This window comes from Microbacterium stercoris (genome assembly GCF_017592545.1).
Lineage (GTDB): Bacteria > Actinomycetota > Actinomycetes > Actinomycetales > Microbacteriaceae > Microbacterium > Microbacterium stercoris.
In genome coordinates this window covers 580,687-595,289 of record NZ_JAGFOA010000001.1, presented here as the reverse complement: position 1 = coordinate 595,289, position 14,603 = coordinate 580,687, and the positions used below count along the sequence as shown (strand labels likewise).

Below are 14,603 nucleotides of genomic sequence, written 5' to 3'. Positions count from 1 at the left end.
GACCGAGAGGGCCGGGCGCGCTATGCGTGCCCGGCCTTCTCCATCTGGCGAAGCTCGCGCTTGAGATCCTGCACCTCGTCGCGCAGCCGGGCGGCGAGCTCGAACTTCAGCTCATCGGCCGCCGCGAGCATCTGCCCCGTGAGATCGGCGATCGTCTGCTCGAGCTGCTGCGCGCCCTCGGCGGCCAGCCCTTCGCGCTTGCGGATCGGCGTGGGCGTGCGGCCCTTGCCGCTCTTGGTGCGAGCGGCATCGCGCTTGGAGAGCAGTTCGTCGGTGTCGGCGCCCTCGCGCGCGAGCTGATCGGTGATGTCGGCGATCTTCTTGCGCAGCGGGGTGGGGTCGATCCCGTTCGCCTTGTTGTAGGCGATCTGGATCTCGCGGCGTCGCTCGGTCTCCTCGATCGCCTTCGTCATCGAGTCGGTCATGGTGTCGGCGTACATGTGCACCTGACCCGACACGTTGCGGGCCGCGCGTCCGATGGTCTGGATGAGCGACGTGCCCGACCGGAGGAAGCCCTCCTTGTCGGCGTCGAGGATCGCCACGAGTGAGACCTCGGGCAGGTCGAGGCCCTCGCGCAGGAGGTTGATACCGACGAGCACGTCATAGACGCCCTGGCGCAGCTCGGTGAGCAGCTCGACTCGACGCAGGGTGTCGACATCCGAGTGCAGGTAGCGCACATGCACGCCGTGCTCGCCGAGGAAGTCGGTGAGCTCCTCCGCCATCTTCTTGGTGAGTGTTGTGACCAGCACGCGCTCGTCGCGCTCGACGCGCACGCGGATCTCCTCGAGCAGGTCGTCGATCTGGCCCTTGGACGGCTTGACGACGATTTCCGGGTCGATGAGGCCGGTCGGGCGGATGATCTGCTCGACCACGCCGTCGGCGATGCCCATCTCGTACTTGCCGGGCGTCGCCGACAGGTAGACCGTCTGCCCGATGCGGTTCTTGAACTCGTCCCAGCGCAGCGGGCGGTTGTCCATCGCACTCGGAAGGCGGAAGCCGTGCTCGACGAGCGTGCGCTTGCGCGAGGCGTCACCCTCGTACATGGCGCCGATCTGCGGCACCGTGACATGCGACTCGTCGATCACGAGGAGGAAGTCGTCCGGGAAGAAGTCGAGCAGGGTGTGCGGCGGAGCGCCGGGGGCGCGTCCGTCGAGGTGGCGCGAATAGTTCTCGATGCCGGAGCAGAAGCCGAGCTGCTGCAGCATCTCGAGATCGAAGGTGGTGCGCATGCGCAGGCGCTGGGCCTCGAGCAGCTTGCCCTGGCGCTCGAACTCGGCGAGGCGCTCCTCGAGCTCGAGCTCGATGGTCTTGATGGCGCGCTGCACGGTCTCGGTGCCGGCCGCGTAGTGCGTGGCGGGGAAGATCGCGATGGCGTCGAGCTTCTCGAGCACCTCGCCCGTCAGCGGATGCAGCTTGTAGAGCGCCTCGATCTCGTCGCCGAACAGCTCGATGCGGATCGCATGCTCTTCATAGACCGGGATGATCTCGATCGTGTCGCCGCGCACGCGGAAGTTGCCGCGGGAGAAGTCGACATCGTTGCGGTTGTACTGCATGCCGATGAACTGCCGGATGAGGGCGTCACGGTCGTAGCGCTCGCCCACCTGCAGCGCGACGAGGGCGCGCAGATACTCCTCGGGGGAACCGAGGCCATAGATGCAGGAGACGGTGGACACCACGACCACGTCGCGGCGCGAGAGCAGAGAGTTCGTGGTGGAGTGCCGGAGGCGCTCGACCTCGGCGTTGATCGAGGAGTCCTTCTCGATGAAGGTGTCGGTCTGCGGGACGTATGCCTCGGGCTGGTAGTAGTCGTAGTACGACACGAAGTACTCGACCGCGTTGTTCGGCAGCAGGTCACGGAACTCATTCGCCAGCTGGGCCGCGAGAGTCTTGTTGTGGGCCATCACGAGCGTGGGGCGCTGCACCTGCTCGATGAGCCAGGCCGTGGTCGCGGACTTGCCGGTGCCGGTGGCGCCGAGCAGCACGACGTCGGTCTCTCCCGCGTTGATGCGGGCCGCGAGCTCGGCGATCGCCTTCGGCTGGTCGCCGGACGGCATGTACTCGCTGACCACCTCGAACGGGCGCACGCTTCGGGTCGTCTGCATGATTCCAGCCTAGGAGGGGCCTCCGACATTCGGGCCGGAGAGGCGGAATCGCACTCGCGCACCGGGAGGAAGCTGTCCGGCGCGATCCAGATCCGCCTCGATCACCGTCGCGATCACGGGATAGCCGCCGGTCACCGGGTGATCGGGCAGGAACAGCACGGGCTGCCCGTCCGGCGGCACCTGGATCGCGCCCGTCACCACGCCTTCGCTCGGCAGCTCTCCTGCCACCGCCCGCTCGAGTGGGACGTCGCCTGCGAGGCGGATGCCGATCCGATCCGACCGCGGGGTCACCCGCCACTCCTGCTCCAGGAGGGTGCGGATGCCGGCCGCCGTGAACCACTCGTGCCGGGGGCCGAGCTCGACGCGCAGCTCCGAGACGTCGTCGAGAGCGGTCGGCGCGGGCGCCGGGATGCCGCCGGGCTCGACCGCGTGCGGAGCGGCCGCCGGTCCGCGCAGCGGCACGACCGCGCCCGCGGCGAGCGGGCGCTCAGGGCCGATGCCGCCCAGGGTGTCGGTGGCGAGGCTGCCGAGCACGGGCTCGACCGCGAACCCTCCGCGGATCGCGACCACCGCGCGCAGGCCCGCCGTTGCGAAGCCGAGGTGCAGCTCGTCGCCGTCGGCGACCGCCGTGGGCCGCTCGGGCGCGACGGCCCACGCCGAGCCATCCGGGCGCGCGATGACCGCCGGAAGCGAGGCTCCCGCGACCGCGACCACCCCTGGGCCGCGGAACCGCAGCACCGACCCGCCGACCGCGACCTCGAACGCGGCCTCGCCGGGCGCGTTGCCGACCGCGCGGTTCGCACGCCGCAGCGCGCCACGATCCGCTGCTCCGGAGGGCGAGACGCCCAGCGCCGCGCGCCCCGGGCGCCCCAGGTCCTGGATCGTGAGCTGCACGCCGGTCGCCACGACCTCCACCGCGTGCGCCGAGCGGGTGCTCTCACGCCGAGCGGGCAGTCGTTCGCGCACCCGATCGGCGTTGGAGCACCCGCTCGGCGATGCGGCGACGAACCGCACGCAGGCGCCCGGCGCCAGCAGCGCCGGAGGATCGCGCCGCACGTCCCACATCTCGGCGTCGGTGCGTCCGATCAGCTGCCAGCCTCCCGGACTCTCGCGCGGATAGACACCCGTGTAGGGGCCGGCGAGCGCGACGGATCCGGCCGGGATGCGCGTGCGCGGGCTCGCCCGGCGCGGCACGTCGAAGAGCGCGTCGTCGCCCACGAGGTAGCCGAAACCCGGCGCGAAGCCGGCGAAGCCCACGCGCCAGCTCGCCGCCTGATGCCGGGCGATCAGCTCGTCGCGCGACACCCCGAGCAGCGCCGCGACATCATCGAGATCCTCGCCGTCGTAGATCACCGGGATCTCGACGACACCGCCCGCCTGTGCGAGCGACTCGGCGACGGGCGCACGTGCGAGACGCTCCCTGAGATCCCCCGCCGCCACCGCCTGAGGATCGAAACTCACCAGCACCGTCCGTGCCGCCGGCACAAGCTCCACAACGCCGTCCAGCGGCTCGGCGACGAGCGCGGCATGCAGCCGCATCGCCGCCTCGAGGTCGGAGGTCTCGACGAGCAGCGCGCGATCGCCCGCGCTCAGGATCCGCCTCACAGGGCGCCGGCGAAGGGCGAGATCCGGATCCCCTCCGCCTCCAGCTGATTGCGCACCGCGCGGGCCAGGACGACCGCCCCGGCACTGTCGCCGTGCACGCAGATCGACTCGGCGTGCACGGGAACGAGGGAACCGTCGATCGCCTCGATCACCCCCTCGTGCGCGAGTCGCAGCATCCGGGCGGCCACGGTCACGGGGTCGTGCAGCACCGCCCCGGCCTCGCGGCGCGACACGAGCGCACCATCGGGGGCATACGCGCGATCGGCGAACGCCTCCGCCGCCGTCGGCAGGCCCGCCCCCTCGGCAAGCGCCAGCACGGCCGAGCCCGGCAGACCCAGCACCACGAGCGACGGATCGATCGCGCGCACCGCCGCGACGACGGCCCGCGCCTGCGTCTCGTCCCACGCGATGCGGTTGTACAGCGCGCCGTGCGGCTTCACGTACCGCACCGCACCGCCGACGGCGGAGGACAGGCCGAGCAGGGCCCCGAGCTGATATTCGACCTCCGACTGCAGGATCGCGGCCGGCACCTCGCGATCGTGCCTCCCGAAGCCCTCGAGATCGCGGTACCCCGGATGCGCGCCGATCCTCACACCGCGCGCGACCGCGGCGGCGAGCGTCGCACGGATGCCATCCGGGTCGCCCGCGTGGAAGCCACAGGACACATTCGCCGAGCTCACGATGCCGAGCATCGCCTCGTCGTCGGCGACGATCCGCTCGGGGGTGTTCTCGCCGAGATCCGCGTTCAGGTCGATCGTGCGCATCGCTCAGCCGTGCAGCTCCGCCCAGAGCGCATCCGCCTGGGCGAGAGTCTCCTCGATCGAGCCCGCGGTGTCGATCACCCGGTCGGCGAGCTTCAGCCGCTCCTCGTCGGAGACCTGGTTGGCGACGCGGGCCCGGGCCTCCTCCTCGGACATGCCGCGGTTCGCGACCATCCGCGCCACGCGCACCTCCGCGGGCGCGTGGGCCACAACGACCAGGTCCCACTCGCCGGTGCCGCGCGCCTCCGCGAGCAGCGGAACGTCGTAGACCACCACTGCCCGCGGATCGGCGTCGAGCGCGGCGCGGAACCGGCGCTGCGATTCCACCTTGACTGCCGGGTGCACGATGCCGTTGAGCACCCCGAGCTTCGAGCGATCGGCGAACACGATCGCTCCGAGCGCCGCGCGATCGAGCTCGCCCGCGGGCGTCAGCACCGAGGGGCCGAACGCCTCGGCGATCGCCGCGAGCACAGGCTGCCCCGGCTGCTGCAGCTCGCGCACGAGCGCGTCGGCGTCGATCACGACGGCGCCGTGTTCGGCGAGGCGGGCGGCGATGGTCGACTTGCCGGAGGCGATGCCGCCGGTGAGTGCAAGGAGAGGCATGGCCCCAGTCTCTCTCAGCTGCGCGAGGCGTAGAACTCCCGCACGACCTCCGCGCCGGGCTTGGCATAGGGGCAGTAGTCGCGGTTCGAGGCCGCCTCTTCGCGGGCGTAGAGCTGCGCCGGCCAATCCCACAGCACAAAGCCGTCGACCCAGTCGCGTGCCCCGGCCTCGCGGAACATCTCCGCCAGGTAGTCGGCCTGCTCCTGCATGTCGGCCTCGCCGCCGAACGTCCAGTCATTCGGCCGCGCGGCCGAGCCGGCGCGGCTCGGGCAGCCCGCCTCGATGAACAGGAACGGCTTGTTGTGCGCGCGCACGACCCTCTCGATGCGATCCAGCTGCGCGGGCCATCCGCCCGACGGGTAGTAGCCACTGGCCGAGATCACGTCCACGGCATCCCACCACGTGATGTGGTCCTCCTGGTACTTGTCGCAGTTGTAGGTGATCGGACCGTCGTAGACGGCTCGCACCTGCCGGATCAGCTCCCGCCACTCCGCCTCGCGGCGATCGGCGCGCACCATCTCGCAGCCGATCACAAAGAGCTCCACGGCCTCGTCCTGTGCGATGCGCGCGTGGTGCACCACGAACTCGGTGTAGCTCGCCCACCAGTCGGCCCAGCCGTGCTCTCCTGGCACGTCGATCTCGAAGAAGCCGATGAAGGCGCGCCAGGTGCCGTCCGCGCAGTTCACCACCGGCTTCAGGATGACCTTCTGCCCGCGGGCGCGCGCGCCACGGATCGCCCAGCGGATCTCGTCGTCGGTGACCGTGGGCTCGTCGCGCCAGTGGATCTGGGTGCTCGACGGCTTGTCCTGCAGCGCCGCGTAGGTGACGCAGTTCCATCCGACCGCCACCTCGGCGAGCGCGTCGAGCGACGCCTCCGCCTCCGGGGTGCCCCAGGTGCCGCGAATGCCCGTCCAGCCCCAGGTCATGCCGGTGACGAACCCGAGGCGTTCACGCACCCGGGCAGGATGCCACTCAGCGGACACCGGTGACCTCCTCCTCGAGCGCGCTCTCGGTCGCGGCGGAGACCTCGGCGATCCGGATCTGCGGCGCACCGGCCACGAGGTCGTTGCCCGTGCGGATGACCCCCGGGGCGCCGAACGCCGACGGACCGACCGCGGCGGCTGTCGAGACGATGAAGGATGCGCTCTCCCCCGGCAGAAGATGGACGAGCGCGTCATCGGCCACCGCGTCGGGCGCGATCGTGTCGACGAGCAGCGCGAGGTCGCGCACGACGGTGCGCGCGGTGACGTCGACGCGCACTCCCCCGGCGGCCGGCCCCACCACGACGTCGAGCGCGGCGGACGACAGAGCCGCATCGCGCAGGTCGGCGAAGAACCACCAGCCGACGGCGTCGCCGAGCCGGGCGCGCAGGAGCTCGCCCTCGGCGTTCTCCGTGACGCCCAGCTCTCCGAGCGGCACGGTCACGGTGGCACGCGGCGCGACCTCTGCGGCGAGCGCGACGCGTGCCACCTCGCTCCCGTCGACGGTGTGACGGGCGACCGTGAGGGATCCGGACCACTCCTCGTCCGTCTCGTTGCTCAGCACGACCGCGAGGCCCTCCTCGCGCGGCTGCACCGTGACCAGGCGCGGGGCGAAGGCGTGCTTCATGGCGTACAGGAGCGGCTTCTCGCGGCCGTCGCCGTCGACCGCGGACCATGAGATCACCGGCCAGTCGTCGTTGAGCTGCCAGACGATCGCCCCCGCATTGTGCGGGGAGAGCGAGCGGAAGTGCTCGAGGGCGGTGCCGATGGCCCGCGCCTGGTTGAGCTGCATGGCCCACACCCAGTCGCGCATGTCGCGGGGCACGGGCGTGTGGGCGACGAGTCCGCTCGTCAGCTTCGCGTCGCCCTCGATCGCCTTCTGGTGCACCTGGACGCCGGGCGACACGGGCGAGATCGGATCGTCGTGGATGGCCCGCGTGAGCGTCGCCCAGGTCGGCGGCCCCTGCCAGCCGAACTCCGCGACGAAGCGCGGCGTGTAGCTGCGATAGTCGTTCCAGTCGCGCCGGTTCCAGAGATCCCAGATGTGCACGCTTCCGTGATCCGGGTCGTTCGGACGGTGCGTGCCGCCCGGGGTGAACGGGCTTCCCGGGGTGTAGGCGATGTGCGGGGCCAGCTCCTCCACGATCCGTGGGAACAGGTCGTGGTAATAGTGCTCGCCCCAGGTGGCGCCGTCGAGCCGGGCGGGCCAGCCCCACTCGTGATAGCCCTCGAGGTTCTCGTTGTTGCCGTTGAGCACGATGAGCGACGGATGCGCCGCGAGGCGGGCGACGTTCTCGCGCGCCTCGGCCTCGATCTCGGAGCGCAGCGGTTCCTCCTCGGCATACGCGGCGCAGGCGAGCAGGAAGTCCTGCCAGGTGAGCATGCCGCGCTCATCGCAGAGGTCGTAGAAGTCGTCGCTCTCGTAGATGCCGCCGCCCCAGACGCGCAGCAGGTTCACGTTCGCGAACTCGGCCTGGGCGATGCGGGCCTCGTAGCGGGCGCGGTTCACCCGGTGCGGGAACGCGTCGTCCGGGATCCAGTTCGCACCGCGGATGTAGACGGGCCGCTCGTTCACGAGGATGCGCAGGGGCGTGCCCGCGTCATCCGGCGTGGTGTCGACGCGCACCTCGCGGAAGCCGATCCTCAGCGATCGGGCGTCGAGTTCCGCTCGATCGTCGCGAAGGGCGACGTCGAGCGGGTAGCGGGTGGGATCGCCGAAGCCGCGGGGCCACCAGCGCTGCACGTCGGGCACGCGCACGGTGACCACGGCCGAGTCCTGACCCGCGGCGAGCGCGAGCTGCCCCGCCTGTTCGCCCACGCGCACCGCGAGGTGCAGGGGCGCATCCGACACGCGCTCCAAGGACACGTGCACATCGACCACCCCGTCGGGTCCCTCGATGCGCGGCACGGGGCGCACCTGGGCGATGCGCGCACCCGACCAGCTCTCCAGGCGCACGGAGCGCCAGATGCCGGTCGCGGAGGTGTCGATGCCCCAGTCCCAGCCGAAGCCGGAGGCCATCTTGCGGATCGCGTTGTAGGGGTGGTGGTTGACGTGCGGGCGGGCCCCCAGCTCGCGCTCGGCGAGGGCTGCGGCGCGCACCGGCGCCGTGAAGCGCACCCGCAGGTCGTTGACCCCCTCGCGCAGCAGCTGCTTCGCGGCCACCCGGTGGGAGCGGTGCTGGTTGCGCGTCTCGAGCACGCTCACGCCGTTCAGCGACACCTCTGCGACCGTGTCGAGCCCGTCGAAGGCGAGGTCGACACGGTCCGATCCGTCGTCGGTCCACTCCAGCGGCAGCGCGTACTCGAAGTCGGTGACGCCGATCCACGCCTGCAGGCGCTCGTTGTCGTCGAGGTACGGATCCGCGATCAGGCCGGCGGCGAGCAGATCGGTTGTCGCACTGCCGGGTACCTGGGCCGGGATCTCCCCCGCGGCGCGCACGTTCGGGGGCACGCGGGGGCCGTGTGCGCGCACGGTCCAGCGGTCGGTCAGGTGTCGGAGATCGACGGTCATTTGGTGGCTCCCGAGGTGATGCCGCTGTAGATGTAACGCTGGAGGAGCAGGAAGATGACGAGCGTGGGCAGGATCACGATCATCGTTCCCGCCGCGATCACCTCCCACTGTGCACCGAACGGACCCGTGAAGCGGAACAGCGAGGTGGAGATGACGCCCAGCTTGGGCGAGGGCATGTAGAGGTACGGCAGGTAGAACTCGTTGTAGATCGCGATGCCCTTGATGATGCAGACGGTCACGATCGCGGGGCTCAGCAGGGGCAGGATGAGGCGCCAGTAGATCGTCCAGCGGTTGGCGCCGTCGATCATCGCGGCCTCGTCGATCGAGCGCGGGATCGACTGCATGAACTGCAGGAAGATGTAGATCGCGATGATGTCGGTGCCCATGAACAGGATGATCGCCGCGCCGTGCGTGTTGAACAGCTCGAGCGCGTTGACGATCTGGAACGTGGCCACCTGCGTGGTCACGCCCGGCACGAGCGAGGCGACGAGGAACAGCCCCACCACCAGCGCCTTGAAGCGGAACTGGAACCGGTCGATCGCGTAGGCGGCCATCGTGCCGATCAGGATCGTGCCCGCCAGCGAGAACACCAGGATGATCGTGGTGTTCCAGAAGCCCAGCAGCATGTTCCCGCGCGTGAACGCCGTGATGAAGTTGCCGAACTCGAGCCAGTTGGAGGGAGGCGCGAGCGAACCGGTCGTGGCGTACTCCTCCTTCGTCTTGAACGACGCGAAGAGCACGACCACGAGCGGCACGAGGGCGACGAAGGTCGCGAGCACGAGGGAGACGTACTTGACCGTGCCGGCGATGCCGGAGCCGATGCGCGGCCGGGCCTTGACGATCTCGCGGGGGCGGGTGACGGTGGCGCTCATGAGAGGCTGACCTCCTCGTCCGGCACGAGCCGGCGCTGCACCCAGGTGACGATGAGCACGATCGCGAGCAGCACCACGGCCATTGCCGAGGCGAAGCCCACACGCCGGAACTCGAACGCCATCTGGACGGTCTGGATGACGAACGTGGCGGTTCCGTTGGCGCCGCCCGTCATGATGAATGGGACCTCGAAGACGCTCAGGGCGCCCGAGATCGACAGGATGAACGACAGGCTGATCACGCGCTTGATGCCCGGCGCGATGATGTAGCGGAACTGGTGCCAGCGGTTCGCGCCGTCGAGCTCGGCGGCCTCGTACAGCTCACTCGGGATCGACTGGATGGCGCCGAGGAACAGCACGAAGTTCAGGCCCATGTAGCGCCACACGCTGGTGGCGGCCAGCGACCAGTTCGCCAGATCCGGGTCGCCGAGCCAGTGGCGCGGCTCATCCGTTCCGAGGCCGACGGCGGTCAGCAGGGCATCGAGGGTGCCATCCGGCTGGAACAGGTAGAGGAAGACGAAGCCGATGGCCACGCCGTTGATGAGGTACGGAAAGAAGAGGACGCCCTTGAAGAAGTTGCGCAGGCGCGTCCTGAAGCTCAGCAGCGTCGCGAAATAGAGCGCCAGCGCCATCTGGATCACGGATCCGGCCAGGTAGTACAGGCTCACGAAGAAGACCTGGAACATCTCGGGACGCGTGAAGATCTCGACGTAATTGTCGAAGCCCACCACGTCCTTGGTCTTGTCGAGGCCGTCCCAGTCGGTGAAGGAGTACCAGATCATGTTCGCCACGGGAACGTAGGTGAACACCACCAGCAGGCCCACCGGAACCAGCAGGTACAGCCACGGGGTGAACCAGCGCGTGCCGTTCGGGTTGCCCGCGCCCCGACGCCGGCGCATCTTGGCGGGCACCGTGATCGTGCGCGTCGCGCCGGTGCCGGGTTGCATCGGCAATGGCTGCAGCTTGGGTGCATCTGTCAGATCTGTCATCCTCGTTCCTCTCGTCAGCGCTCGTGGGCACCTGCGGGCGCGGACGGGGACGGCGCCGCACCGGCGCCGTCCCCGCGCGGGCGCTGGAGTCAGCCCACCTCGGCGCGGGCGGCGGCCCAGCGCTCGTTGAGCTCGGCGAAGTACGACGCCTTGTCACCGTCGGCGGCACCTCGGGCGATGTCCACGAGCTTCTGGCGGTACACGGGGCCGTAGAGGTCGATCTCGGCCTTGCTGATGACGTCGGCCTCGTAGCTCTCCTCACCGGTCTTCGCGGGCGTCATCTCGACATACTCCACGCCGGCCTCCTCGAAGTCGCCGAGCGTGGTCGGGGTCGGCCCGTCGACGAGCGGCGAGAGGCCGCCGTTGTCGAAGGCGTAGTTCGACTCCTTCGCGAACCACTCGATCCAGGCGCGCGCGGCCGCCTTGTGCTCGCTGTGCACGTTGATGGCGTTCTTGTAGTCACCGCCGACCTGGGCGTGGAACGTGCCGTCCACCTGGTACGGGAACGGCATGTAGCCGATGACGTCGCGCGATTCGCCCGCCGCTTCGGCAGCATCCTGCATCTGGGTGATCGCCCACGAGCCGAGCAGCATCGTGGCGACCTTGCCCGTGCCGAGCAGGTTCTTCGACTCCTCCCAGTTCGTGGTGAGCGGGTCCTCCTCATTCAGACCGTTCTCGACGATGTCGTAGAGGAGACCGTCGACGATGCCGTGCCACTCGTCCTCTGCCCAGGGGGTGTCGCTGTAGGCGACGTGAGTGTTGGAGTAGTCGGGATCACCCAGTGCGCCGCGGTTGCTGTCGGACTGGCTGAGGGGCCACCCGTCGGCGTAGTTCGTGTAGTACGGGATCGCGTCGGTCTTCTCGCCGATCGCCTTCAGGTCGTCGAGGAACTCCTCCGGGGTCGTGGGCAGATCGGTGATGCCCGCTTCCTCCCAGACATTCTTGTTGTAGACGAGGCCGTTGGTGTTGCCGGTGATGGCGATCCCGTAGGTCTTGCCGTCGTAGGCCTCCTCCGACGCGAAGCGGTAGGTCTTCGCGACCTCGTCGGTGTCGCCGATGGGCTCGAAGAAGTCGCCGAGCTGGTCGGGGTTGACGCTGTTGGGGATCAGCAGCACGTCGCCGTAGTCCTCGGTGTTCATGCGCACCGCGATCTCGCCCTCGTAGTCGGTGATCGCCTCGAACTCGACCGTGACGTCGGGGTACTCCTCCTCGAAGGCGGCCTTGTAGTCCTGGAAGACCGTGTCGACGATGTCGGTGCGCTGCGTCAGCACGGTGATGGTGCCCGCGACCGCATCGTCGCCGCCATCCGCAGCCTGACCGCCGCCGCTGCACCCGGCGAGCGCGAGCGTGCCCGCCCCGATCAGGGCGCCCGCCGTGAGGAACTTCTTCGTGACCATCATCGGTCTCCTGTCATCGTCGACATGGGTTCAAGGGGTGATTGCACTCAAGCACTTAAGCGCTTAAGTTGGCATGAGCGTAGACACGACGGCGCAGACCTGTCAAGCACTCTCCGATCCCCTAGGGTCGATCGCATGCCCGGAAAGAAGAAGTCGTCGCAGCGGTTGACGATCAGCGACATCGCGCGCCGGGCCGGGGTGTCGACATCCGCGGTCTCCTACGCCCTGAACGGAAAGCCCGGCGTCTCGGAGAGCACCCGCGCGCACATCCTCGAGATCGCCGCCTCGCTCGACTTCGCCCCGACCGCCGCCGCACGGATGCTCTCGCAGGGCCGCAGCGACACGGTCGGTCTGGTGCTGCGCCGCGACCCGCGGTTCCTGGCGAATGAGTCGTTCTTCATGCAGCTCATCGCGGGGCTCGAGATCGGGCTCGCGGAACAGGGCCGCGGCCTGCTCCTGCAGCTCGCGAAGGACCGCGAGTCCGAGATCGCGACCTATCGCAGATGGACATCCGAGCAGCGCGTCGACGGCGTCGTGCTGGTCGACTTCGAGAGCGACGACCCGCGCGTCGACGTCGTGCGCTCCATCGGCCTCCCCGCCGTCGCGATCGGAGACCCGTCGCTCACGGGCGATCTCGCCACCGCCTGGACCGATGACGCCGCCGGCGTGCGCGACGCGGTCCGCCACCTCCATGCCCTGGGGCATCGCGCGATCGCCCGCATCGCCGGCGGCGCGCACTTCGCGCACGTGAGGATCCGCGACGAGGCGTTCTCAGCCGAGTGCGACCGGCTGGGCGTGCGCTACGCAATCCGGCACGGCGATTTCGGTGTGGCGCTGGCCGAGCAGCACACGCGCGATCTGCTCGCCGCCGGAGGTTACTCCGCGTTCGTCTTCGACTCGGGGCTCACGGCCGTCAACGGCCTGCGCGTCGCGCGCAGCCTCGGCGTCGACGTGCCCTCGGCGCTCAGCGTCGTCGGCTGGGACGACTCGATGCTGACGCAGGTCACCGACCCGCCCATCTCCGTCATGTCGTACGACGTGGTGCAGTACGGTACCGAGGCCGCGCGCCTGCTCGGCGCCGTGCTCGCCGGCGAGCCGCCGCACGCCCGCCTCGGCGGCACGCCGACGCTGCACGAACGCGGCACCACGGCGCCTCCGCCCCGCTCAGCGGACCCGATCGGCTGAGGTGGACCGGATCGAGGTCAGCCCTCGTAGCTGCCTTCGAACAGCCCGATCTCGTTTCCGTCGGGGTCGCGGAAGAGCGCCCACCAGCTGGTCTCGCTGATCGGCGAGCGCTCCTTGAGCACGGTGCCTCCCGCGGCAGTGACCTTCCGCAGCGTCTCCTCGATCGAGTCCACCTCGACGACCGAGCGCGGTTGCGTGAAGCCTTCCTCGCGCGGCGTCAGGGCGCCGCCGGAGACGCCGTTGGGCGCCTGCCACATCGGGTACTCCTCGAAACCCGGAGGTGAGGCGAAGCTCCATCCGAACAAATCGGCGTAGAACTGCTGTCCGCGCTCCAGGTCACCGACCGGGATCTCGAGGTGAGTCACATCTCCGTGCGCCATCGCTGCCTCCTCATCTGGGTTCCGACGCGCTCACCGTACGACCCACGGCAGGCGGCGACAAGACCGATACGGTCGATCTGTGACGAAAACCCTCGAAGCGCGCGCTCTGCTGCTCGATATGGATGGAACCCTCGTCGATTCGACGGCCGTCGTCGAGCGGATCTGGCTCGAGTGGTCGGCCGAGCACGGCCTCGACCCGGAGACCGTGCTCGCCTTGATCCACGGCCGTCAGGCGTACAGCAGCATGGCCGTGCTGCTGCCCGAGCGACCCGCCGAGCTGAACCACGCCGAGGGCGCCGCGATGCTCGTACGCGAGACCGAGGACACCGACGGGGTCGTCGAGATCCCTGGCGCCGGGGCCTTTCTCGCCTCCCTCGCGAAGGTGCCGCACGCGCTCGTCACCTCCGCCAGTCTGCCGCTCGCCCAGGCCCGGATGAGCGCCGCCGGGCTCGCCGTGCCCGCCGTCGCGATCACCGCGGAGGATGTCCCCGCGAGCAAGCCCGATCCGTCCGGCTTCCTGATGGCGGCCGAGGCGCTCGGCGTCGATCCCGCCGACTGCGTGGTGTTCGAGGATTCCTACGCCGGGATCACCGCCGGCCGCGCGGCCGGGATGCGCGTGGTGGGCGTGGGGGCGGACGCCGTCGCGCACGATCCGACGCACGCGGTGCCCGACCTGCGCGGCGTGACGGTCACGCAGGAAGGGGACGGGGTGATCCGGATCGCCTTCGCCGGCTGACCCTTCGCGCGAGCAGTCAGACGGTGCCGGCCGGCGGCCAGACGCCGACGATCACCGCCATCACCACGATCGTGACGAGCTCGTGGGCGATGTTGAGCGTCGTGAGTCCAGACGGGCGGCCTTCGAAGGCGTCGTGCGTGATGAACCGCGCCGCCGTGAATCCCGCCCACAGCAGCAGCCCCGTCACGACAGCCGACACGAAGTAGCTTCCCTCGTAGAAGTGCCACGCGATGGTGGTGGCGCCCGCGAGCACCCACGCGGTGACGAAGCTCACCACGACCGTGACGGCGATCGGCACAACGGCGTCCTTGCCGGTGCCCTCCATGGACGCGCCGGACAACGTCGACCAGCGGGTGCCGAAGACCTTCGGCGCGTACCAGATGGTGCCGACGAGCATGCTCGACACCGTCGCGAGGAGGACGGCCCAGTAGTTGATCTCGGGAATCATGCCCCGACTGTAGCGGCACGGATACCCGCGCCGGGA

General features: G+C 69.7%; 13 protein-coding genes. 2 read left to right on the top strand and 11 right to left on the bottom strand.

Annotated elements, in window-relative coordinates:
- Positions 1 to 20 precede the first annotated feature (20 nt).
- The 9 genes from uvrB to J5V96_RS02655 form a co-directional block, all read right to left on the bottom strand.
- Positions 21 to 2,102: an excinuclease ABC subunit UvrB gene (gene uvrB / locus J5V96_RS02695; RefSeq protein ID WP_208500091.1), complete on the bottom strand. Its 2,082-nt coding sequence runs from the start codon at positions 2,100 to 2,102 to the stop codon at positions 21 to 23.
- Positions 2,103 to 2,111: 9 nt separating this feature from the next.
- Complete coding sequence (locus J5V96_RS02690; protein WP_307793330.1) at positions 2,112 to 3,707, bottom strand: 5-oxoprolinase subunit B/C family protein; 1,596 nt, start codon at positions 3,705 to 3,707, stop codon at positions 2,112 to 2,114.
- Positions 3,704 to 4,471, bottom strand: a complete 768-nt coding sequence (locus J5V96_RS02685; RefSeq protein ID WP_208500090.1) for a LamB/YcsF family protein — start codon at positions 4,469 to 4,471, stop codon at positions 3,704 to 3,706. The genes J5V96_RS02690 and J5V96_RS02685 overlap by 4 nt, the downstream gene beginning before the upstream one ends.
- A gap of 3 nt (positions 4,472 to 4,474) precedes the next feature.
- Positions 4,475 to 5,071, bottom strand: coding sequence for a dephospho-CoA kinase (gene coaE / locus J5V96_RS02680; RefSeq protein WP_208500089.1), 597 nt, complete (start codon positions 5,069 to 5,071; stop codon positions 4,475 to 4,477).
- Positions 5,072 to 5,085: 14 nt separating this feature from the next.
- On the bottom strand, positions 5,086 to 6,027 hold the full coding sequence (locus J5V96_RS02675; protein ID WP_307793325.1) for a glycoside hydrolase family 113: 942 nt from the start codon (positions 6,025 to 6,027) through the stop codon (positions 5,086 to 5,088).
- A 16-nt stretch (positions 6,028 to 6,043) separates the two neighbouring features.
- Complete coding sequence (locus J5V96_RS02670; RefSeq protein ID WP_208500088.1) at positions 6,044 to 8,563, bottom strand: glycoside hydrolase family 2 protein; 2,520 nt, start codon at positions 8,561 to 8,563, stop codon at positions 6,044 to 6,046.
- Positions 8,560 to 9,435 (bottom strand): carbohydrate ABC transporter permease, encoded by an 876-nt coding sequence (locus J5V96_RS02665; RefSeq protein WP_208500087.1) that lies wholly within the window; start codon positions 9,433 to 9,435, stop codon positions 8,560 to 8,562. Before J5V96_RS02665 ends, J5V96_RS02670 begins: the two co-directional genes overlap by 4 nt.
- On the bottom strand, positions 9,432 to 10,379 hold the full coding sequence (locus J5V96_RS02660) for a carbohydrate ABC transporter permease (protein ID WP_208500086.1): 948 nt from the start codon (positions 10,377 to 10,379) through the stop codon (positions 9,432 to 9,434). Before J5V96_RS02660 ends, J5V96_RS02665 begins: the two co-directional genes overlap by 4 nt.
- A gap of 131 nt (positions 10,380 to 10,510) precedes the next feature.
- The gene (locus J5V96_RS02655; RefSeq protein WP_208500085.1) at positions 10,511 to 11,818 is read right to left on the bottom strand and encodes an ABC transporter substrate-binding protein; all 1,308 of its coding nucleotides are present in this window, start codon (positions 11,816 to 11,818) and stop codon (positions 10,511 to 10,513) included.
- A 135-nt stretch (positions 11,819 to 11,953) separates the two neighbouring features.
- Between J5V96_RS02655 and J5V96_RS02650 the strand changes: the two genes are divergently transcribed.
- Positions 11,954 to 13,003, top strand: coding sequence for a LacI family DNA-binding transcriptional regulator (locus J5V96_RS02650; protein WP_208500084.1), 1,050 nt, complete (start codon positions 11,954 to 11,956; stop codon positions 13,001 to 13,003).
- A gap of 17 nt (positions 13,004 to 13,020) precedes the next feature.
- Here the strand turns inward: J5V96_RS02650 and J5V96_RS02645 are convergent, their stop codons facing one another.
- Positions 13,021 to 13,383, bottom strand: a complete 363-nt coding sequence (locus tag J5V96_RS02645; protein ID WP_208500083.1) for a VOC family protein — start codon at positions 13,381 to 13,383, stop codon at positions 13,021 to 13,023.
- Between the two features lie 79 nt (positions 13,384 to 13,462).
- On the opposite strand from J5V96_RS02645, the gene J5V96_RS02640 reads away from it, so the two are divergent.
- A complete protein-coding gene (locus J5V96_RS02640; protein ID WP_208500082.1) occupies positions 13,463 to 14,119 on the top strand; it encodes an HAD-IA family hydrolase in 657 nt (218 codons plus the stop codon).
- Between the two features lie 16 nt (positions 14,120 to 14,135).
- Here J5V96_RS02640 and J5V96_RS02635 read toward each other — a convergent pair whose 3' ends face one another.
- Complete coding sequence (locus tag J5V96_RS02635; protein ID WP_208500081.1) at positions 14,136 to 14,567, bottom strand: DUF1761 domain-containing protein; 432 nt, start codon at positions 14,565 to 14,567, stop codon at positions 14,136 to 14,138.
- Positions 14,568 to 14,603 lie beyond the last annotated feature (36 nt).

Excerpts from the sequence above, each read along its gene's own strand:
- uvrB (WP_208500091.1), bottom strand. The coding sequence starts at position 2,102 with ATGCAGACGACCCGAAGCGTGCGCCCGTTCGAGGTGGTCAGCGAGTAC.
- J5V96_RS02685 (WP_208500090.1), bottom strand. The coding sequence starts at position 4,471 with ATGCGCACGATCGACCTGAACGCGGATCTCGGCGAGAACACCCCCGAG.
- coaE (WP_208500089.1), bottom strand. The coding sequence starts at position 5,071 with ATGCCTCTCCTTGCACTCACCGGCGGCATCGCCTCCGGCAAGTCGACC.
- J5V96_RS02670 (WP_208500088.1), bottom strand. The coding sequence starts at position 8,563 with ATGACCGTCGATCTCCGACACCTGACCGACCGCTGGACCGTGCGCGCA.
- J5V96_RS02665 (WP_208500087.1), bottom strand. The coding sequence starts at position 9,435 with ATGAGCGCCACCGTCACCCGCCCCCGCGAGATCGTCAAGGCCCGGCCG.
- J5V96_RS02660 (WP_208500086.1), bottom strand. The coding sequence starts at position 10,379 with ATGCAACCCGGCACCGGCGCGACGCGCACGATCACGGTGCCCGCCAAG.
- J5V96_RS02655 (WP_208500085.1), bottom strand. The coding sequence starts at position 11,818 with ATGGTCACGAAGAAGTTCCTCACGGCGGGCGCCCTGATCGGGGCGGGC.
- J5V96_RS02650 (WP_208500084.1), top strand. The coding sequence starts at position 11,954 with ATGCCCGGAAAGAAGAAGTCGTCGCAGCGGTTGACGATCAGCGACATC.
- J5V96_RS02645 (WP_208500083.1), bottom strand. The coding sequence starts at position 13,383 with ATGGCGCACGGAGATGTGACTCACCTCGAGATCCCGGTCGGTGACCTG.
- J5V96_RS02635 (WP_208500081.1), bottom strand. The coding sequence starts at position 14,567 with ATGATTCCCGAGATCAACTACTGGGCCGTCCTCCTCGCGACGGTGTCG.